This window comes from Mucilaginibacter sp. P1_A3 (genome assembly GCF_056406855.1).
Genome location: NZ_JBFTZJ010000001.1, coordinates 881,442 through 901,950, shown reverse-complemented (window position 1 = coordinate 901,950; position 20,509 = coordinate 881,442). Strand labels below are relative to the sequence as shown.

15 protein-coding genes are annotated in these 20,509 nt (G+C 40.6%); 9 read left to right on the top strand and 6 right to left on the bottom strand.

Annotated elements, in window-relative coordinates; genetic code table 11:
* Window positions 1-74: 74 nt before the first annotated feature.
* Window positions 75-818 carry an NUDIX hydrolase gene (locus AC1D0K_RS03610; protein WP_477398965.1) on the bottom strand — a complete coding sequence of 248 codons (744 nt, stop codon included), beginning with the start codon at window positions 816-818 and terminating at the stop codon, window positions 75-77.
* A 133-nt stretch (window positions 819-951) separates the two neighbouring features.
* Between AC1D0K_RS03610 and AC1D0K_RS03605 the strand changes: the two genes are divergently transcribed.
* Window positions 952-2,580 carry a carboxylesterase/lipase family protein gene (locus tag AC1D0K_RS03605; protein ID WP_477398963.1) on the top strand — a complete coding sequence of 543 codons (1,629 nt, stop codon included), beginning with the start codon at window positions 952-954 and terminating at the stop codon, window positions 2,578-2,580.
* A gap of 58 nt (window positions 2,581-2,638) precedes the next feature.
* On the opposite strand, the gene AC1D0K_RS03600 is transcribed toward AC1D0K_RS03605, so the two are convergent.
* Window positions 2,639-3,088 (bottom strand): LysE family translocator, encoded by a 450-nt coding sequence (locus AC1D0K_RS03600; RefSeq protein ID WP_477398961.1) that lies wholly within the window; start codon window positions 3,086-3,088, stop codon window positions 2,639-2,641.
* Between the two features lie 75 nt (window positions 3,089-3,163).
* Here AC1D0K_RS03600 and AC1D0K_RS03595 point away from each other — a divergent pair, with 75 nt between their 5' ends.
* Complete coding sequence (locus tag AC1D0K_RS03595) at window positions 3,164-3,862, top strand: uracil-DNA glycosylase family protein (RefSeq protein ID WP_477442336.1); 699 nt, start codon at window positions 3,164-3,166, stop codon at window positions 3,860-3,862.
* Between the two features lie 5 nt (window positions 3,863-3,867).
* On the opposite strand, the gene AC1D0K_RS03590 is transcribed toward AC1D0K_RS03595, so the two are convergent.
* Window positions 3,868-4,191 carry a hypothetical protein gene (locus AC1D0K_RS03590; RefSeq protein WP_295716967.1) on the bottom strand — a complete coding sequence of 108 codons (324 nt, stop codon included), beginning with the start codon at window positions 4,189-4,191 and terminating at the stop codon, window positions 3,868-3,870.
* Window positions 4,192-4,657: 466 nt separating this feature from the next.
* Between AC1D0K_RS03590 and AC1D0K_RS03585 the strand changes: the two genes are divergently transcribed.
* The 3 genes from AC1D0K_RS03585 (at window position 4,658) to AC1D0K_RS03575 (ending at window position 11,429) form a co-directional block, all read left to right on the top strand.
* Window positions 4,658-6,958, top strand: a complete 2,301-nt coding sequence (locus AC1D0K_RS03585; RefSeq protein WP_477398956.1) for a family 20 glycosylhydrolase — start codon at window positions 4,658-4,660, stop codon at window positions 6,956-6,958.
* Window positions 6,959-6,967: 9 nt separating this feature from the next.
* On the top strand, window positions 6,968-9,085 hold the full coding sequence (locus AC1D0K_RS03580) for an alpha-L-fucosidase (protein WP_477442334.1): 2,118 nt from the start codon (window positions 6,968-6,970) through the stop codon (window positions 9,083-9,085).
* Window positions 9,086-9,155: 70 nt separating this feature from the next.
* On the top strand, window positions 9,156-11,429 hold the full coding sequence (locus tag AC1D0K_RS03575; RefSeq protein ID WP_477399677.1) for a GH92 family glycosyl hydrolase: 2,274 nt from the start codon (window positions 9,156-9,158) through the stop codon (window positions 11,427-11,429).
* Window positions 11,430-11,508: 79 nt separating this feature from the next.
* On the opposite strand, the gene AC1D0K_RS03570 is transcribed toward AC1D0K_RS03575, so the two are convergent.
* Complete coding sequence (locus tag AC1D0K_RS03570) at window positions 11,509-13,167, bottom strand: L,D-transpeptidase family protein (protein WP_477442332.1); 1,659 nt, start codon at window positions 13,165-13,167, stop codon at window positions 11,509-11,511.
* Between the two features lie 416 nt (window positions 13,168-13,583).
* On the opposite strand from AC1D0K_RS03570, the gene AC1D0K_RS03565 reads away from it, so the two are divergent.
* The 4 genes from AC1D0K_RS03565 to AC1D0K_RS03550 all read left to right on the top strand — a co-directional run bounded on the left by AC1D0K_RS03565 (window position 13,584) and on the right by AC1D0K_RS03550 (window position 18,131).
* Window positions 13,584-14,225: a redoxin domain-containing protein gene (locus AC1D0K_RS03565; protein WP_477396959.1), complete on the top strand. Its 642-nt coding sequence runs from the start codon at window positions 13,584-13,586 to the stop codon at window positions 14,223-14,225.
* A gap of 22 nt (window positions 14,226-14,247) precedes the next feature.
* Window positions 14,248-14,865, top strand: a complete 618-nt coding sequence (locus tag AC1D0K_RS03560) for a beta-class carbonic anhydrase (RefSeq protein ID WP_477396957.1) — start codon at window positions 14,248-14,250, stop codon at window positions 14,863-14,865.
* Window positions 14,866-14,930: 65 nt separating this feature from the next.
* On the top strand, window positions 14,931-16,373 hold the full coding sequence (locus tag AC1D0K_RS03555; protein WP_477396955.1) for a phytoene desaturase family protein: 1,443 nt from the start codon (window positions 14,931-14,933) through the stop codon (window positions 16,371-16,373).
* 195 nt (window positions 16,374-16,568) lie between these two features.
* Window positions 16,569-18,131, top strand: coding sequence for an ADP-ribosylglycohydrolase family protein (locus AC1D0K_RS03550; protein WP_477396953.1), 1,563 nt, complete (start codon window positions 16,569-16,571; stop codon window positions 18,129-18,131).
* An 88-nt stretch (window positions 18,132-18,219) separates the two neighbouring features.
* Here AC1D0K_RS03550 and AC1D0K_RS03545 read toward each other — a convergent pair whose 3' ends face one another.
* Both AC1D0K_RS03545 and AC1D0K_RS03540 read right to left on the bottom strand, forming a co-directional pair.
* Entirely contained in the window at window positions 18,220-19,770 is a 1,551-nt protein-coding gene (locus AC1D0K_RS03545) for an alpha-N-arabinofuranosidase (protein ID WP_477396951.1), read from the bottom strand.
* 111 nt (window positions 19,771-19,881) lie between these two features.
* Window positions 19,882-20,478: a TlpA family protein disulfide reductase gene (locus AC1D0K_RS03540; RefSeq protein ID WP_477396949.1), complete on the bottom strand. Its 597-nt coding sequence runs from the start codon at window positions 20,476-20,478 to the stop codon at window positions 19,882-19,884.
* Window positions 20,479-20,509: the final 31 nt, after the last annotated feature.

Genomic DNA, 20,509 nt, shown 5'->3' with positions numbered 1-20,509 from the left:
GTGATTTACAGAAGTAAATTTACGGCGATTAAAGATAATTAAACAGGGCAGAATACGACAATTATGGGGTTAAATTATGACAGAAAATATTTTTCAGATATGAATCTATATAAATAGGGGGCTTTATGGGCTCCACCGGTCCATTTTTTTGCAGTTCGCTCTAATATCCCCAGGCTCAGTATTTTACGCTGAAACGCCGCACGGATAAGTTTCTTGTTTAAAATAGTTTCATACAGACTTTGCAAATCGCCCATGGTAAAGTCATCAGTTAATAAATTAAAGCCGATAAGTTTTTGATCGAGGTTTGCCTGTAAAGTTTCCAGCGCTTTTTTAATGATGAGTTTATGATCCTGCATCAGCTCGGGTAAATTATCCAAACCAAACCAATCGCAGCTATCTGATATGCTATCGGGAGTGGGGATAGCCTTGGTAAAATCAACCAGGGCATAATAGCCAACAGATATAAAGCGTTTCAACAGCCAATGGTCATCCGGCGGTGTAACCCCTCTAACCGCCATGATAGCCTTTAGCGGAGCCGTATCGTGTCGGCTTTTATCGCCAAAAACATAAAACTGATCCAAAAAGATATTGGTTAAGCCTGTACGGTCAAACAAAACCCGGCGGGCCGCTTCGTTTACATCCTCAGTATCGTGTACAAAACCACCCGGTAAGGCAAACAGACCTGTGTTTTTGTAGGTGAGCAGCAATACCTTTAACTGATTATCATGAAAACCAAAAATAACAGCATCAATAGCCAAACCGGGTAAATAACCATCGCCGTGGGCATTAGCTTCCTGGTTTCTGAATTCGTTACTCATACATTATAAATAAAACTTACAGCAAATAACAAAAAAAAATGTTACCCCGGATAAAATTAATTACTATTGTAACAAAATGATACAATAAGATATCTTATCTTCGTATTAAACCAAAAAACTTAATTATACCCATATGATGAAACCATTTTTAGCAGTACTACTGCTGGTACAAATTGCCACTGTAGAGGTAATTGCACAAACAAACCAGGTAACCGTTGAGAATGGTACCCTGGAGGGAATAAAAGATACAGGTTCGCCTATCACTGTTTTTAAAGGAATTCCGTTTGCCCAACCACCCGTTGGCGATTTGCGCTGGAAAGAACCACAGCCTGCAAAAAACTGGGATGGTGTGCGCAAAGCCGATCATTTTGGAAACAACCCAATGCAACGGCCAATCTTTGGCGATATGGGGTTCCGTTCTTCGGGTATGAGCGAAGATTGCTTGTACCTTAACGTTTGGACGCCTGCTAAAACCATGAAAGAAAAATTGCCGGTACTTGTTTATTTTTATGGGGGAGGCCTTGCTGCCGGCGATGGATCTGAACCTCGTTATGATGGTGAAAGTATGGCTAAAAAAGGTATCGTTGTGCTTACTGTGAATTACAGATTAGGCGTTTTCGGCTTTTTTTCGCACCCCGAATTAACCAAAGAGTCGCCTAATCATTCATCGGGCAACTATGGCTACCTTGATCAAAACGCGGCTTTACTGTGGGTTCAAAAAAACGTGGCCAAATTTGGTGGCGACCCTAAACATGTAACTATAGCCGGTGAGTCGGCAGGTTCTATATCTGTATCGGTACAAATGGCATCGCCGTTATCAAAAGACCTTATCATGGGCGCAATCGGCGAAAGCGGCGCGGGCATAAAGCCAACATTAAACTCCATACCACTGGCCGATGCCGAGAAAAATGGAGTAACGTTTGCTGCGCATGTAAAAGCCGGTTCATTGACTGAATTAAGGGCAATATCCGCGGCAGATCTGCTCGACGCTGTTTTTAAACCAGGCTCAACGCCAATGACGCCTACTATTGATGGTTATTTATTGTCAAAATCATTACCTGCTATTTTTGAAGCAGGCGAACAAGCTAAAATACCTATCCTGGTTGGATGGAACTCGGCCGAAGTACCATACCAGTTTTTAATGCGTGCCGATGCACCAACATTGGAAAATTATAAAAAGACACTTACAACTACATATGGTGATAAGGCTGATGAGGCAATGAAATTATATCCTGCCTCAACAGATGAGGAAGTTATTAAATCGGCCACAGCATTATCAAGTGATAGGTTTATAGTATACAGCACCTGGAAATGGGCCGATCTGCAAATTCAAACAGGTGGCAAACCGGTTTATCGTTATTGTTTTTCGCGCATCCGCCCGGCCATGACTGCGCAAATGGGTAATGCCACTCCGGGCCTTGCCGGGGGAGTTGTGAAAGGGGATGCTGCTAAACCTGCTCCAAAAGCACCGGCGCAAATTGGCGCTGCGCATGCATCAGAAATTGAATACGCGATGGGTAACCTGGCGAGTAACAAAGTGTACGCCTGGACACCTGATGACTACAAGGTATCAGAAACCATGGAAAACTACTTTGCCAACTTTATTAAAAACGGTAATCCAAACGGATCTGGTTTGCCTAAATGGGATGCCAATACTGGTAAAAGCCCGGTTAAGTTTATGGATATCAACGTAAAAAGTGAACAGAAAACTGAAAATGACAGGGCCAGGTATTTGTTTCTTGATCAGGAGTATATGAAATAACGATTTTGTGCAGGGTGATTTAATGATCCCGGTTGCTGTGGGGGCGCCGGGATTTTTTTTACCTTTTTGTTAACGCAATTTTAACGCCCATCAGCACAAAAACTAAAGCCGAGAATTTATTAAGCCAAACGCCAAATAAAGGGCGTTGCTTTAACCGGATTGAAAGCGAACCGGCAAAAAAAGTGAGTATCATAAACCATACTAAACTCATCAAAGCATAGGTAGCCCCAAGCAATAATTTGCCAATCCCCAGGCAAACTAAATAAGCCGCACCTGCATATTTAACAAAACTAAATGCCATTGCCGATTGCGAAAGGATTAGCGACAATCCAAAAGCGGCCAGGGTGGTATGTACAAGTACACCTGTAGTAATACCCAATGTTGAGTAAATACCAGACTTTTTTCCCTGGGCAATAGCTTTATTGAGCACAAAAATAGTGTCGATGCCGGGAGATATTATAAAAAGGAAAGATGTTAGCAGAAAAGTAGTGAAGTTGATGATTCCCATAATGCAAAGGTAATTATATGAGAACTTAAAGAAAGCTTTTGCTTTTTACTAATTTTTAATAGGTTAGCATTTGATATGAGCACATTTGCAGATAGGATAATCAATTTTAATAAACAGCTTGAATATACGGGCACTCTTCCGCCCGGAATCAGTATCATGAATCCCTTTAGGGATAATGATTTTGCATTTGATGTTTCGTCTCAGTTTTACAATAAATATTATAACGATAACCATCCAAGGCATTTAATCCTCGGCATAAACCCTGGCAGGTTTGGTTCAGGAATGACGGGTGTTGCCTTTACCGATCCTAAACGGATGATCAATCAATGCCATATTCCATATAATGGTCCTATAACTCATGAGCCATCATCAGAGTATGTGTATGATGTGATCAACGCTTTTGGTGGTATTGCCGCATTTTATCAGCAGTTTTATATCCATTCGGTTTGTCCGCTTGGTTTTACAATAACCGGTACTGCAGGTAAGGAAGTGAATTATAATTATTACGATACACCGGCGTTAACCAAAGCGGTGTATCCTTTCATCGTTGAAAATATTCAAAAACAGATAGACCTGGGTTTTGAAACTGATATTTGCTTTTGCTTCGGCACAGGAAAGAACGAGGCTTTTTTGCAAAAGCTAAATGAAGAAAAGAAATTCTTTAAGCAGATCATCGCCCTTGAACATCCCCGCTTTATAATGCAATACAAATCAAAAACAAAACAGGATTATATAGCCAAATACCTCGAAAAATTTAATGCGGCTATAATTTAACCAATTTATTTCGAGCTGATATCGCGATGATGGTCATCAAACTCTTTACCTGTTGCATGATACTCCCTGATGAGTTTGGCCAATTGCTTTAATTCAAAATCCGTTAGTTCTGTACCGCCGGAATAGTGATAACCGGGATCTGCATCATCTAAAAATATGGCGCCCAAATATCCTTTATCAAAAGTTTTCGAGCTGTCAATTTCTTTATATAGTTTATAGGTGCCTGCGTTATTACCTTCAACCTTATTGATATCCGCCGGATCTATTGCAATGGTGATATGAGTTCCGTCTTCTTTGTTTATACCGAATGTTACGCCACTTGTTATCATGATTAATGTATTTAATTATTAAACACAGCAATGCCGCGAATGTTACGAATTGACGCTAAATAATATGAACTGTAGTGCCGGATTGTTTCCATTTGTTAACTACTTTTTACTGGTTTAGATTGATAGAATTTGTTTTAATTAGCGACAATCAACAACAATTAAAATTGATTGTGAAAAAAAAGTTTGGGTAACTATTTAACTTCATGGCCACGAGTTTGATTTTAACCAGATCAGAAGGATCTTCCGGCGAGATTGAATTTTAACCAGGCATTAATGCCCATACTTTGCATACAGTGATTTCGTAACATTTTATTAACTTTTACAATAAAATTAAAAAGTTTTGATATGTTTATAAAATAATTACTATCGATTGTCGCACCCGTAAAAAACATAGTCGTTTGCTTTATTTTGGTAGGCTGATCGATTAGATTTATTTTCAGAACTTTATTAATAAAACAAACCATCAATGATAGCTTTTGCTAAAAAACTTACTCCTTTTAAGCTGGTGATATTGTTAGTATGCGCCTCTTTTACCTCGAATGCGCAGGATGCCACTAAGTTTCCTTTAATTCCTTATCCAAATCAACTGGTTATGGGGAGTGGCTCTTTTATAATAACATCAAAAACACCTATTGTAACAGCAAAAGAATTTGGCAGCGAAGCTTTAGAGCTCAACAATATACTGCAAAGGGGTTTAGGTAAGCCGTTATTGTTGAGCAAAGTTAATAAGCCTCATGCCATAAAATTGATTTACGATGCCAGCATTACCGCGCCAGAAGCATATACCTTAAATATAAGCCAAAATGAAGTAGTAATCAGAGCGAAGGATGGCGCAGGAGTTTTCCATGCAGTGGAAACTATACGGCAATTACTGCCGGTTTCTGTTGAAACAGGTATGGTATGTAAGCAGTTATCTTTACCGGTAGCAGCTATACAAGACCAACCGGCGTATGAATGGCGGGGCATGCATTTAGATGTTTCCCGTCACTTCTTCTCGGTAAGCTATCTCAAAAAGTTTATTGACAGGATGGCGCTTTATAAAATGAACAAGCTGCACCTGCATTTAACTGACGACCAGGGCTGGCGCATCGAAATAAAAAAATATCCCAAACTAACCGAAGAAGGGTCGTGGCGAACATTCAACAACCAGGATTCGTCATGTATGAAACGCGCTAAAGATAATCCGGATTTTATTATTGATAAAGAGCACATTATCCAGCGCGATGGTAAAACCCTGTATGGTGGTTTCTATACCCAGCAGGAGATGAAAGGGATAGTGGCTTATGCAACTGCAAAGCACATTGATATCATCCCCGAAATTGATATGCCCGGGCACATGATGGCGGCAATTAACTCATACCCGTTTTTAACCTGCAACGGCGAAAATAAATGGGGTACATTGTTTACCAAGCCTATTTGCCCATGTAATGAAACTACATTTGAATTTGCCCAAAACGTATTCAGCGAAATTATGGACATCTTTCCATCCAAATACATCCACATAGGTGGCGATGAAGTTGACCGTACTGACTGGGGCAAATCTGATGCCTGTAAAGCCCTGATGGAGCGCGAGGGTATCAAAGATCTGCCCGCGCTGCAAAGCTATTTCATTAACCGGATGGAGAAGTTTTTCAACTCAAAAGGCCGTAAATTAATAGGATGGGATGAGATAATTGAAGGTGGTATCAGTCCAACGGCAATTGTAATGTATTGGCGTACCTGGGTGCCACAAGCACCGGTAAAAGCGGTTAAAAATGGAAATACGGTGATCATGACACCTGGCGAACCTTTATACTTTGATAACCAGGCCGATCAGTATTCTATTTATAAGGTTTATCATTTTAATCCTATCCCGCAGGTTTTAAATGCCGAAGAAGCGAAGTCGATAATAGGAGCGCAGGCAAACATCTGGACAGAACAAATCCCGTCAGAGCGCCGCGCCGACTATATGTATATGCCAAGGATGACCGCACTGGCAGAATTGCTGTGGACGAATAAACAAGACAAATATGATTCTTATTTAGAGCGCCTGGTACAGCAATATAGCAGGATGGACGCCTTAAAGATCAATTATCGTTTACCCGATCTGCCTAACCTTTTAAATGAATACGCGTTTACGGATGAAGGTAAATTAAGCATCACCTCACCATTAAAAAGTCTGACGCTTCATTACACCACCGATGGTACTTTGCCCGATGTTAAATCGCCCCTTTTGCCGTATCCGTTAATTATAAAAAAATCAGAGTTGGTAAAAGTTGCAGCCTTTACACCAACAGGTACCCGTGGGGATGTTTATAGCCTTAACTATACCCAACAACATATGCTTGGTGCGGTAAAAATAGCCCCATCCAAAGCGGGATTGGCTTGCACTTACTATAAAGCCTATTTTAAAGAAACGGCCTTAATGAAGGATGCCAAAGCTGATAGTGTTTTTATTTCCGATAAAATTGAAGTACCCGCTACAGTAAAGGCGCCCTCATTTGGCATTACTTATAAGGGATACATTGATGTACCGGCTGATGGCATTTATAGTTTTTATTTAACTTGCGATGATGGTGGTGTATTAAACATAGGCCCCAATGTGGTTGTAAATAACGATGGTAACCACTCTGCCCAGGAACGCAGTGGGCAAATTGCTTTAAAGATGGGAGCGCACCCCTTCAAACTTGATTTTATTGAAGGTGGAGGTGGTTTTACCTTGAAATTAAAATACAGTTTTAATGGTTCTGCTCCGCAGGATGTACCGGCCGATTGGTTTAAAAATTAAATACCTATTATGAAGAAGTTTACAGGCATTGCTTTATTGTTACTTATTATCCACCTAAAAGGTTTTAGCCAAACCGCACCTAAACCTTATGGTGTTTTGCCTACAAAGGGGCAGTTAAACTGGCAGCAGATGGAAATGTATTGCATTATTCACTATGGTGTTGATGTGTATACCAATAAGGAGTGGGGTTATGGAGATGAAGATCCAAAGCTTATTAACCCTTCGCAATTTAGCGCGTTACAGATAGTAGCGGCTGCCAAAGCAGGTGGTTTTAAAGGTGTGGTGGTTGTAGCTAAGCACCACGATGGTTTTTGCATTTGGCCAACAAAAACAACTGAGCATAATATTTCAAAAAGCCCATACAAAAACGGTAAGGGCGATATGATGAAAGAATACCGTGAGGCCTGCGATAAATTAGGCATGCAGTTAGGTGTTTATTGCTCTCCATGGGATAGAAACAACCCTAACTATGGCACGGCCGAATATATAAAGATCTATCGCGAACAACTGAAAGAACTGTATACCAATTATGGTCCGCTTTTTATTTCATGGCATGATGGTGCTAATGGTGGCGATGGCTATTACGGTGGCAAACGGGAAGTAAGAAAGATTGATCGCTCCACTTATTATGGTTGGGATACAACCTGGGCAATTACCCGTAAACTACAGCCCAATGCGGTAATATTTGGAGATGTTGGCCCCGATGTACGTTGGGTTGGTAACGAGGAAGGGCATGCCGGCGAAACCTGCTGGGCAACTTATACTCCCCATGCCCCCGAAGAAGGTAAGAAACCGGGCAATGGCTTTGTTAAAGATTACGAAGGAACAGAAGGAACCCGTAACGGCGATTACTGGATGCCCGCAGAGTGTGATGTATCATTAAGGCCAGGCTGGTTTTACCACAAAACCCAGGATGATGGCGTAAAATCACCATATACCTTGCTTGATCTTTATTATAAAAGTGTAGGTCGTGGGGCGGCGCTTGATTTGGGTTTGTCTCCTGATCCGCGGGGAATAGTAAACGAGATAGACGTTAAATCACTTACCGAATTTGGTAAACTATTGAAACAAACTTTTGCTGTTAACCTGGCAAAGGGGGCAACCATTACGGCAAGCAATGTGCGTGGTGGCGACAAAGCTAAATATGGCCCGCAGTTTTTAGTTGATAATGACCGTTACAGTTATTGGGCTACTGATGATAAGGTAACAGCAGCCAATGTGGTTATTGATATGCACACGCCTAAAACCTTTAATGTGATCAGGCTGCGCGAAAATATTAAACTGGGCCAACGTATTGAGGCTTTGGAGGTGGATGCTTATATAAATGGCAAATGGCAGCAAATAGGCACCGCAACAAGTATTGGTGGAAACAGGCTGATCCGCTTAACGCAGAATATAACTTCAAATAAAATCAGGGTAAGAGTGACCAAATCCCCCGTATCTATTGCTTTAAGTGATATTGGATTATTTAAGGAGCCGGTGCACCTGACAGTTCCAAAAATAGTTCGGAATAAAAAAGGTGAGGTAAGTATTACTACCGAAGCGCCCGTAAGTGCAATTCGTTATACTTTAAACGGGCAGGACCCAACACAAAGTTCGCCATTATATACAAAACCATTTACGGTAATTGATGATGGAGTAGTTAAGGCAAGGAGTTTTGAAGGTAAATCACAAAAAAGTGATGTAACATTTATATCGTTGGGCTATGCCAAAGCTGATTGGAAAGTTTTGGATGCTGCAGCTGCCAATGATAATGGTAACCGGCCCGAAAATGCTATAGATGAACATCCCGGCACATTGTATAGCACATTGCAAAAGGATGCTGCCACTTATCCACAACAAATAACGGTTGATATGGGTAAGGCTCATGATATTAAAGCCTTTGGCTATTTACCAAGGCAGGATAAACAAGTCGACGGAATTGTTGATAGCTATGTGTTTTACACCAGTAACGATGGTAAGGAGTGGATTAAAGCAGCATCAGGCGAGTTCTCTAATATCAAGTCGAATCCAATTGAGCAGCCTGTGGTTTTAAGTAAACCCGTTAGCGCAAGATATTTTAAATTTGAGGCTACAAGAGTAATTGCAGGCAATGGTATTACTGTAGCCGAATTAAGCGTTTATTAATAAACTATTATGTGCTGTGATTTAGGTTTGAAAAATATTATAAATCTCAGTACTATCATCTATAATTAAAATGAAAAAACAGATCTGTTTAGCCGGAATGCTGGCACTTTTAGCTTTAAATTCATTTAGCCAATCGCATAAAAAGACCGTGGCTACAAAAAATGCCAGTCTTACAAAATATGTTGACCCTTACATAGGTACAGGCTTTCACGGGCATGTTTTTGTTGGCGCAAATGTGCCTTTTGGCGCGGTACAGTTGGGCCCAACCAATTTATCCGAAGGTTGGGACTGGTGCTCTGGCTATCATATTTCCGATTCTACCATCATCGGGTTTCAGCATACCCACCTCAGCGGTACCGGTATTGGTGACCTGGGCGATATTTCCTTTATGCCAATCACCGGCCCTATAAAAACTTATAAAGGCGGGCTTAAAAGCATGCAAAGCGGTTATGTATCGCTGTTTAGCCACAAGGATGAGGTAGTAAAGCCAGGCTATTATAAAGTGAAACTTAAGCGGTATGATATTGGTGTTGAACTTACAGCCAGCACAAGAGTGGGGATGCACAAATACACATTCCCGGCATCAAAAGACGCGCATATTGTTATTGACCTGCAGGAAGGTATAGGTTGGGATAAGGCAAAAGAAACCTATATTAAACAGTTGGATAAAAACACCGTTGTTGGTTACCGCTTTTCAAAAGGCTGGGCAAATGACCAGCGTATTTACTTTACCGCTGTTTTCTCGAAACCAATAAAAACCTTTGCCGTTTATGATAGCACCGCCAGGGCGGGTACAGAGGTAAAAGGAGCAAAGGTAAAAGGCGTTATCAGTTTTGCCACCACAAAAGGCGAAGTAGTTTACGCTAAAGTTGGTATCTCTCCCGTAAGTTCAGAAAACGCGATGCTGAATATCAAAGCGGAAATACCGGGATGGGATTTTAATAAAGTTGTAGCCCAGGCAGATGAGGCATGGAACACCCAACTTAAAAAGATCACTATAAAAGCGGATTCACTTTCACAGTTAAAAAAATTCTATACGGCCTTTTATCATTCTATGGTAGCTCCATCTGTTTTTAATGATGTGAATGGCGAGTATTGGGGAACGGATAAAAAAGTACACAAAAATGTAGGTTTTAATAACGTGACTACGTTTTCACTTTGGGATACTTACCGGTCAAACAACCCATTATCAACCATCATCCACCCGGAGCATACCAACGATATGATTAACTCTATGCTGGCTATTTACCAGCAGCAGGGTAGTTTACCTGTTTGGCATTTAATGGCCAACGAAACTAATTGTATGGTTGGATACAGTGCTGTACCGGTTGTTGCCGATGCTTTACTGAAAGGCTATAAAGGTTTTGATGCAAATTTGGCTTATGAAGCTATGAAGACTACGGCGATGCAGGATGCACGCGGTATTAAGTTTGTTAAGAAATTAGGTTATATCCCGGCTGATAGTACTGCCGAATCTGTTTCGATGGGATTGGAGTACGCTATTGATGATTGGTGCCTTGCACAGGTGGCAAAAAAATTAGGTAAAACCGCCGATTATGAGTACTTCAGCAAACGCGGTCAGTACTATAAAAATTATTACGATCCTAAAGCTGGCTTTATGCGGGGCCGTTTATCAGAAACAGCATGGCGTACGCCTTATAGCCCCTTCATTTCTATCCATGAAACCGGCGACTTTACCGAAGGCAATGGCTGGGAATATACTTTTTTGGTGCCCCAGGATGTGGAGGGGATGATTAATATGTTAGGTGGCGAAGCTAAGTTTAATATCAAACTCGATTCGTTGTTTATAGCTCAGGGCGATATGGGTAAATTTAAATCACCCGATGTGTCCGGTTTAATAGGCCAATATGCACACGGTAATGAGCCTGGCCATCCTATGACCTATTATTATGCCTACTCCGGTCAGCCATGGAAAACAGCCGAAAAGGTGCGTTATATACTGGATGATTTTTATACCGATAAAACGGATGGTATTATAGGCAATGAAGATGTTGGGCAGATGTCGGCCTGGTATGTTTTGTCGGCTCTTGGTTTTTACCCGGTTAACCCGGCAAACGGACTATATGTTTTCGGGAGCCCTGTTATCAATGAGGCAACACTTAAATTAAAAGGTAATAAAACGTTCCATATTGTAATCAAAAACAATGGTCCTAAAAACATATACATCAACGCCATGAAGTTAAATGGTAAAAACTATACCAAAACTTATTTCGCGCATACAGATTTAATGAAGGGCGGTGAATTGGAGATTACTATGGGTGATAAACCAGGTACTGTTTGGGGCGTTGGTGACGCCAATAAAGCGGTATCGGTGTTGAAATAAAAACTGCCGAGAAAATGAGAAAAGCCATGTCGATTTGTTTCGGCATGGCTTTTCTTATTAGTACCGGGATGACTTTTTCTTAATACTTCCCACTCCCCGAAATAATCATAGAGGCCAGTTGCTCATCCCTGTTATAAATATCCTTACGGAAATTAAGTTTATTGCTCCTGTCGGTAAATGCCGTAAAATAAGCTATAAATACCGGTACTTTTTGTTTTAGGGTTATTTGCTTTTCTATACCAGAGTTCATGGCCTTACTGATATTTTCAGTGGTCCAGGTAGTGTCGTTTTTCAATAAAAAAGATGCGAGTTTTGCAGGCTCACCTACCCGGATACAACCATGGCTAAAAGCACGGTATGATTCACCAAATAATGATTTGGAGGGGGTATCATGCAAATAAATACTATAACTGTTGGGGAACAGGAATTTTACCAGGCCCAATGAATTTGCCGGTCCGGGTTTTTGTTTAATCACAGGCAGGCCATTTAGCTGCCCGGTAATGATCATATTATGTTCATTTATATAATTAGGGTTTTTACGCATAGCCGGTAATACCTCGTTGCGGATAATGCTCTCGGGAAGGTTCCAGTACGGGCTGAATACAACATATTGCATTTGGCCATAAAAAATAACGGTTTGATGAACTTTTTGGCCAACTACTACTTTACAGCTCCAAAGGAAACTATCAGCATGATATACATGTAATTTAAATTCGGGAATGTTTACGGCCAGGTAATCGGTATTTAAACTCACCGGCAGCCAGCGGCAACGTTCCATATTAACAATAATCTGGCGGATACGGGTTTTCAGAGAAACATTCATTTCGGCGATAGTTCCGGGGCCGGGCAAGCCATCATCAGTTAAGCCATGCCGAGATTGGAACCGCTTAATGGCTTCTTGTATTTCATCATCAAATACATTACTTAGCGTATCGCCTTTAAAATCCTCCAGTTTATAAAGGCGGGCTTTAATTTGAGGGATAACTGACGAGGTGTCACCGGGTTTTAAACCCTTAGCCGAAGGTATAGCAGGCCATTTTTCTTTGGCATCTAAAGCACTGTATTTGCCAAGAAAGGATTTCAATAAGTCATATTGCCTGTAAACGGGTTCGGATAGGGCATTGCCACCTTTATCCGGTTGTTTTAACAAGGTATCAAGATAATTATCATAGGATACTTTTTTGCGGGGCAGGTACCAGTTTACAGCCTTACTTGTGGCATCGCTCATTCCCTGGAACACCAGTTTTGAAAAAACAAAGTATTGGGCGGTTAGCATTAGTTCTGAAGAAATATTGGGTTTCGCACTTTGATCTTTGGGGCGAGCCTCAAATACCAACGAATCTAACGATTTTGGATAGGGGGTAGCTTTATAGATACCTTCACTTTGCAGGTTTGTCAGCCTGTCTGATAAGTTTCCGGCTTGCTCAATCAGCTGTCCGTTCGCGTACCAGGCATAGGCAAACTTGCGCTTGCTGTAAAACACATGTATGTCATGGGCATAAGGCCCAAACGCGGGATATTTTTTAAGGAATTTAATGATCTCTGTACTATCAAAAACAGCTTTGGTCTGATCACTGAAGTTACCCGGAATCGTCTTATTCCATTCTTTAACCATTTTCTTTTTTATAGTATCGGCTTTTGTTTGTTCATACTGCTTAATAATCTGCCTGCAACTAAATGTATTGAAAATGAATAGGATAAGATATATTGGATAATAATTATGAGCTTTCTTTAGCATCGTTTTTTTATTTGTAAGATAGGGAACTAAAAAATAATAAAATATTTATATAAATGTATACTAAATTTATAGACATTGTAGTATATTTGTCTCATTAACTCAAAGTCATGCCGGATAAAGTGCAAAAATACCATACAAATAGTTTTTTAAGATATCATGATCTTAAAGCCATGTGCCGTATGTGTTGTTGCTGAATTCTCCTCCTGCAAAACCCCTCACCATTTAAAAAGTTTACTGACCTCGTTATTTAATATATTATTTTATGAATACTTATCTGTTTACTCAAATTAATACACCGATAGATTGTGTATTACATTACAGCCAGGTAATTTATGGGTTATGCCGTTGTTGAACGTGATATATTGATCACGAAACCCCAACAAAAAATAATTTATATACCCATTATTTCATTACAAATGTTAACTACTAATAATAAGTACCCATTTTTTGATCTTTCGGAAATTGTTCCTGATAATGATATTCCGTTTAAACCATATCAGTCTTTAAAACCGGTAAAAGCAGGTAACTACATCCCCGATCTTAAATTTCTTAATGATTACAGTCGTTGGCAGTCGTTTTTTAACGGCGCGCAAACTCACGGACCTATTTCATTAAGACAGCTGTTAAATAAGCCATTGGTAATTGCTTTTTATTCGCGCCACTGGGGGCAGCAGGGTTTTGAGCTGTTAAAAAAACTGAATAATATTCAACAGGAAATAAAGGCCAACGGTGGCAATTTGTTGATCATCAGCGATGAACGTAATGATGAACTGGGGAAAAAAGCCTGGGAAAACAGCTTAACCCTGAATTTTTATCACGACGAAGAAAAAAACATTGCCCAAATATTCAGGATCTATTCAGACAATGATCCCGTTTGGAACAGGTTCTCGGGCATCGATGTTAATGTACCCTTACTGGCTACTTATATTGTTGATAACAATAAACAGGTTATTTATAATCATATCGATCAGGATTTTTTGGGAACATTTTCTGGCGAAGAAATTATTTCTTCGGTTTATGAATCCTCATTAATAGCTAACAGCAGAAGATCTGCCTGATATTTATTAAAAAACTAAAACTATGTCAATCACGATAGATGAACTTCAGAAAGTGAAAACCAAAGTACATCAACAGGTGCTTTTGGCTAATAGTGAATATGTAAAACACTTTGGCGATAAAGGTGAGCTTACCATACCACCTAAGCGTCAGTTTGCTATTTTAACCTGTATGGATGCCAGGCTTGATCCGGCAAAATACGCGGGTCTTGCCGAAGGCGATGCGCATGTTATCCGCAATGCCGGCGGCCGTGCAAGTGACGATGCTATTCGCTCACTGGTTATTTCGCATAAATTATTGGGTACTAAAGAGTGGTTTGTAATTCACCATACCGACTGTGGTATGGGCTTATTTACCGATGATATCATCCGTAATCTGTTATCTACAAGTTTAACTACAGCAACTATTGATGAGAATGGTTGGCGCAATACAGATGAAAGCGGCGGCTCTGATGAGGCAAATCATGTGGCGTTCCTTACTTTTAAAAATCTGGAAGCCAGCGTTGTCGAAGATGTCGAACGCATCCGGAATCATCCTTTGGTTGCGGGTAATATCCCGATTTACGGTTACGTGTACGATGTAAGATCGGGCAAACTGATCGAGGTGCCTGAAGCCACCCACGCCGGGGAGGTTTTAAATTAAACTATATCAAAACAGAACTGTTAATTTGGATACCTTAGAGGCACAAAAACCTCTGTACATTATAGATGAAGCTTGAAAAGCGCGATTACGATGCGATAATAGTAGGGTCAGGGCCCAATGGTTTGGCCGCTGCGATTTTATTGCAGCAAAACGGATTATCGGTATTATTACTTGAAGGTAAAAATGAAATAGGAGGGGGCCTTCGTACTGCAGAGCTTACCTTGCCTGGTTTTAAACATGATATTTGCTCAGCCATTCATCCACTGGCAATAGGATCGCCGTTTTTTGAAACATTGCCGCTTGCGCAGCATGGGCTTGAATATATTTTCCCCAAAATGGCAGCCGCTCATCCCTTTGATGATGGAACGGCTGCTGTTTTGTTAAAATCGGTTAGCGAAACGGCAAAGCTGCTTGGGAGTGATGAACAAGCGTATCTGAATCTTATGAGTCCGGTGGTTAAAAATTGGCCTTTAATTGCCGCCGATGTACTGGGGCCGCTTCATTTTCCAAAACATCCTTTATTAATGGCCCAGTTTGGTTTGCCCGCGCTTACCCCGGCAACCTTGTTATCAAAAGTATTTAAAACCAAAGAGGGCAAAGGTTTATTCGGTGGAATGGCAGCCCATGCTATTCAGCCGCTCAGTAACATAGCTACGTCGGCAATTGCACTTGTATTAATGGCCCAGGGGCATTTAAAGGGCTGGCCTATACCCAAAGGGGGCTCTCAGCAAATTGCCAATGCCCTGGCGTCATATTTTATTAGCATTGGCGGAAAGATCGAAACTAATTTCTACGTTCAGTCATTAAATCAATTGCCGTCTGCACATGCAATTCTGTTTGATATTACACCAAGACAGCTGCTGAAAATAGCTGGTCACAAATTTTCATCTCTCTATAAATGGCAACTTGAACGCTATCGTTATGGCGCCGGTGTATTTAAGGTTGATTGGGCGCTGGATGCCCCAATTCCATTTAAAGCAGAAAGCGTAAAACAAGCCGGAACAGTACACATTGGTAACACATTCAACGAAATGGCCGAGGGCGAACAGTTGATATGGCAGGGAGGGCATCCCGATAAACCTTACGTACTGTTGGCTCAACAAAGCATATTTGATAAATCCCGCGCTCCCGAGGGAAAACATACAGCCTGGGCTTATTGTCATGTACCAAACGGATCGGATAAAGATATGACCAGCATTATTGAACGGCAGGTGGAACGGTTTGCGCCTGGTTTCAGGGATACCATTTTAGCAAAGCATACATTCAACACCGCGCAATTGGAGCAATATAATCCCAACTATATTGGTGGTGATATTAACGGCGGTGTAATAGATATAGGCCAGCTATTCACCAGGCCTGTGCTGCGTGCCTCTCCTTATAAAACATCTGCTAAAGGGCTTTATATTTGCTCATCATCAACCCCTCCCGGCGGTGGTGTACATGGCATGTGTGGGTATCATGCGGGTAAAAAAGCTTTGAGCGATATTTTCGGCATTAAAGTAAAATAGCCCTATCTGTTTTTATTTCTTGCATTTCTAATTGTAGTTGCCACGATTAGTGAAAAAATTCAATAGTTTTATCACTGGGGAGCAAGCCTGTGTCAATGTATTTATTGGTTATCAAATAAATATAATCGCCTTGTTTTTTGTTCTCTCTTTGCTCAATCGCAATCAAAACCAAATTCTATTAAAACCTGTAACGTAATGAAAAGATATCTGCCTGGCCTTTTGCTTGTATTTCTTATGGCTACTACTGTAAGAGGGCAATCACCGACAATTTCGATAACCAAGGAAAAGCTAAAAAATAAAATAATGGGTGGATGGGCCGGGCAAACCATTGGGGTTACTTTCGGCGGACCATATGAGTTTAGGTATAATGGAACATTTATCGGAGATTATCAGCCATTAAAGTGGAATGCTGGGTATTTAAAGCAAAATATGGTTAATAACCCTGGCTTATATGATGATCTTTATATGGATTTAACGTTTGTTGATGTGTTTGAAAAACATGGGCTGGACGCACCGGTTGATTCATTTGCAAACGCTTTTGCGCATGCGGGCTATGATCTTTGGCATGCTAATCAGAGTGGGCGTTACAATATTTTGCATGGCATTAAGGCCCCGATGAGCGGCGAATGGAAAAATAATCCGCATGCCGATTGTATTGACTATCAGATAGAAGCAGATTTTGCTGGTTTGATGAGCCCGGGAATGCCAAATACCGCCTCGACAATAAGTGATAAGGTGGGCCATATTATGAATTACGGCGATGGTTGGTATGGCGGGGTATTTATTGGGGCAATGTATACCCTGGCTTTTACATCATCCGATATTGATTATATAGTAAACCAGGCATTAATAACCATACCCAGGCAAAGTGAATTTTATCAATGCATTAGTGATGTGGTAAAATGGCACAAATTATATCCGACCGACTGGAAACAAACCTGGTTGGAAGTACAAAAGAAATATGCCAATGATATTGGCTGTCCGGATGGTGTGTTTGCTCCGTTTGATATAGATTCGAAAGTAAATTCTGCTTATGTTGTAATGGGTTTGTTATATGGCGGAAAAGATTTTACCAAAACCCTTGAAATTGCAACCCGCTGCGGGCAGGATGCTGATTGCAACCCATCCTCTGCAGGAGGCATTTTAGGTACTATACTTGGATATGATAAAATCCCGGCTTACTGGAAAATGGGGTTAAAGGATATTGAAGATATTAAATTTAAATACACCACCATGAGCCTTAACGATGTTTATAGGATAGGCTTTAACCAGGCGTTGAAAAATATCCAAAAAAACGGAGGCAATATTAACGGAGACATAATTAGCGTGAAATTACAACATCCAAAGCCGGTGAAATTTGAGAAAAGTTTTGCTGGAATTTATCCTGTTGGAAAGATTGCCGTTAAATGGTCGGAAAGCAAGGATATGCTAAGTTTTGAATTTGAGGGGACAGGGTTTGTGCTTAAAGGTGAAACAACGGGGTACAATGATCGTAGTAACTTTGTTTTTCATACCGGGCTTTATATAGATGGACAATTAATTGAATCGCCGGATCTGCCTGTAAATTTCACTATCCGAAGAAACGAATTATGTTGGAAATACGATCTCGCTAAAGGAAAACATGTAGTTCAGTTAAAGATTAAAAACCCATCCAGTGAATATATGAACAGGCTTAATCCGGGGGAGGCAATTATTTATTCGGATAAGCCGATAAATGGTATGACAGTAAATATGCAGGAAATAGAAGGCTCAAAGTGATTTTTTAAATAATCGTTGCTTCGGGCTTTGGCTTAGCATATATTAAACTGATTGTCAGTTTAATATATGCTAAGTAGCCCTTTAAGTATTAATTCAACTCCAGCGTTACTACTGATTTTGCAGGTAATGTTACAACCAGTTTGTCACCATCTTTTTTAGCGCCAGTAAAGCCTGCCAGGTGCAGTTTATTTGGCTCGCTAAATGTGTTGATATCAGTGATATTAGCCGAAGTTAATACCTGGCCACTAACTGTATTCCATTTCACATCTTTCAAGTCCGTAGTAATAGTTATCGCGTTATGGATATCCAGGTTAACCAACGAGATATGCACTTTGCCGGCAGCATCCTGAGAAGCTGAAGCATTTACTGCCTCTATCTTTTTACCATCCACCTCATAATTAGGTACGTTCAATTTAATCGGAAGGTATTTGGCATCCTGGTGAACCTTGTACATATCAAAAATATGGTAGGTTGGGGTTAGTACCATTTTTTCCTTATCAGTTAAAATAAGGGATTGCAGCACGTTAACGGTTTGTGCTAAAGCAGCCATTCTAACACGATCGCTGTGGTTATTAAATATATTAAGTGTTGTGCCGGCAATCAGCGCGTCACGAAGGCTGTTTTGCTGATATAAAAAGCCAGGGTTGGTGCCCGGTTCAGGGTCGGTCCAAACTCCCCATTCGTCAACTACCAAAGCCACTTTCTTTTCAGGGTCATACTTATCCATAATTGCCGAGTGTTTGGTAACCAGTTCTTCCATTTTAAGGCAGTTAACCATGGTGCCAAAGTATTCCTTTTCGCTAAATTGGGTTGCCGATCCTTTTTTACCCCAGTTACCTGTTGGGATAGTATAATAATGCATAGATAAGCCAGACATCATCCAATTGGGTATGTTCTTCATACAAACTTCTGTCCAGTTATAATCATCAGAGTTTGGTCCGCTAGCTATTTTCTTAAGCTTTGCACCCGGATAATCCTTGGCAAATGCGGCGTAGCGTTTAAACAGATCTGCATAATATTCAGGTGTCATATTACCACCGCAACCCCAGCTTTCATTACCAACACCCCAAAGTGTTACTTTATAAGGTGCAGGGTGGCCATTTTTGGCCCGCATTTGTACAACGGTACTGGTACTGTTGGAGTTTAAATATTCTATCCATTTCGACATCTCTTCAACAGTGCCACTGCCAACATTGCCGGCAACATAGGGCTCGCATTTTAATAGATCGCAAAGTTCCAGAAATTCATGTGTACCGAAGCTGTTATCTTCGGTGACGCCGCCCCAGTTGGTGTTTACCATACGCGGACGAAGGGCTGAAGGGCCAACGCCGTCGCGCCAGTGATACTCATCTGCAAAGCAGCCACCAGGCCAGCGCAGGTTAGGGATTTTAATCTTTTTTAAGGCCTCAACCACATCCAGACGGATACGGTTCTGCTTTTTAACAGGCAGGGTTTTATCAACCCAAAAACCACCATAAATACCATGGCCCAAATGCTCGGCAAATTGCCCGTAAATGTGCTTGCTAATGGTTGTTTTTGAATCATTACTGATACTGAGGGTGCCGGTTTGGCTGTATCCGGCTGTCGAAATTAAACACAGCGCGGCAATGCCAAGTGAGGAGAGCAAATTTCTTTTCATTGAAAACAGGTTTATACCGTAAAGAAAAGAAAAATTATTAATAAGTGTGAAAATAACAATAAAAAAAATAGATAAAAGATTTTCCAATCAAGATGCACTCTTAATGTTTAGCTAAAAATTTTTTATCGCTTCTTTGTTCAAAAAAGTTGTAAAGCTATCACTGCTGTAATCACTTGCTCCGGAATGGTTATATTTTAAAACTCCATTCCTATCAAATACCAGCGTGGTAGGTATGGTGCCATCTAACAAAGTATCGGGCAGTTGATTTAGTGTTGTATATACAGGCAAGTTGTAGTTGTGTTTACGCAGGAAGGCTGTGGCTTTGGCGGGATCATTATCTACATCAACCATGATGAAAACTATTTTAGGATTGTTTTTAAATTTTTCATGCAATTTGTTAATGGATGGCATTTCGGCCAGGCAGGGAGGGCACCAGGTTGCCCAGTAATTTACAAATACTACTTTATGTTTTAAAGCGGATAAAGCTATTATATGGCCGCTTGTATCTCTGTAGCGATAATCGGGTAAAGTGGCGATAACTTTATGGTGACGTAAATAGCCTTCAGGATCTGGCTGAAAAAAGCCAATGGACATTAATCCACGTATAAAAAAGCTTTTAGCCGTGGGATTTACTAAAGTAACTAAAGCCAACGCCATAAGTACAGTAAATATGATGTTTGATTTAGAGAAATGTTTGCTTTTTATCATGCGCGATAGTTTTTGGTATAAAAAAGGGGAG

Bases quoted from the DNA above. Each gene is read 5' to 3' on its own strand.
- AC1D0K_RS03570 (WP_477442332.1), bottom strand. From the start codon at position 13,167: ATGCTAAAGAAAGCTCATAATTATTATCCAATATATCTTATCCTATTC.
- AC1D0K_RS03590 (WP_295716967.1), bottom strand. From the start codon at position 4,191: ATGATAACAAGTGGCGTAACATTCGGTATAAACAAAGAAGACGGAACT.
- AC1D0K_RS03600 (WP_477398961.1), bottom strand. From the start codon at position 3,088: ATGGGAATCATCAACTTCACTACTTTTCTGCTAACATCTTTCCTTTTT.
- AC1D0K_RS03580 (WP_477442334.1), top strand. From the start codon at position 6,968: ATGAAGAAGTTTACAGGCATTGCTTTATTGTTACTTATTATCCACCTA.
- AC1D0K_RS03595 (WP_477442336.1), top strand. From the start codon at position 3,164: ATGAGCACATTTGCAGATAGGATAATCAATTTTAATAAACAGCTTGAA.
- AC1D0K_RS03605 (WP_477398963.1), top strand. From the start codon at position 952: ATGATGAAACCATTTTTAGCAGTACTACTGCTGGTACAAATTGCCACT.
- AC1D0K_RS03585 (WP_477398956.1), top strand. From the start codon at position 4,658: ATGATAGCTTTTGCTAAAAAACTTACTCCTTTTAAGCTGGTGATATTG.
- AC1D0K_RS03565 (WP_477396959.1), top strand. From the start codon at position 13,584: ATGTTAACTACTAATAATAAGTACCCATTTTTTGATCTTTCGGAAATT.
- AC1D0K_RS03550 (WP_477396953.1), top strand. From the start codon at position 16,569: ATGAAAAGATATCTGCCTGGCCTTTTGCTTGTATTTCTTATGGCTACT.
- AC1D0K_RS03575 (WP_477399677.1), top strand. From the start codon at position 9,156: ATGAAAAAACAGATCTGTTTAGCCGGAATGCTGGCACTTTTAGCTTTA.
- AC1D0K_RS03560 (WP_477396957.1), top strand. From the start codon at position 14,248: ATGTCAATCACGATAGATGAACTTCAGAAAGTGAAAACCAAAGTACAT.
- AC1D0K_RS03555 (WP_477396955.1), top strand. From the start codon at position 14,931: ATGAAGCTTGAAAAGCGCGATTACGATGCGATAATAGTAGGGTCAGGG.
- AC1D0K_RS03540 (WP_477396949.1), bottom strand. From the start codon at position 20,478: ATGATAAAAAGCAAACATTTCTCTAAATCAAACATCATATTTACTGTA.
- AC1D0K_RS03545 (WP_477396951.1), bottom strand. From the start codon at position 19,770: ATGAAAAGAAATTTGCTCTCCTCACTTGGCATTGCCGCGCTGTGTTTA.
- AC1D0K_RS03610 (WP_477398965.1), bottom strand. From the start codon at position 818: ATGAGTAACGAATTCAGAAACCAGGAAGCTAATGCCCACGGCGATGGT.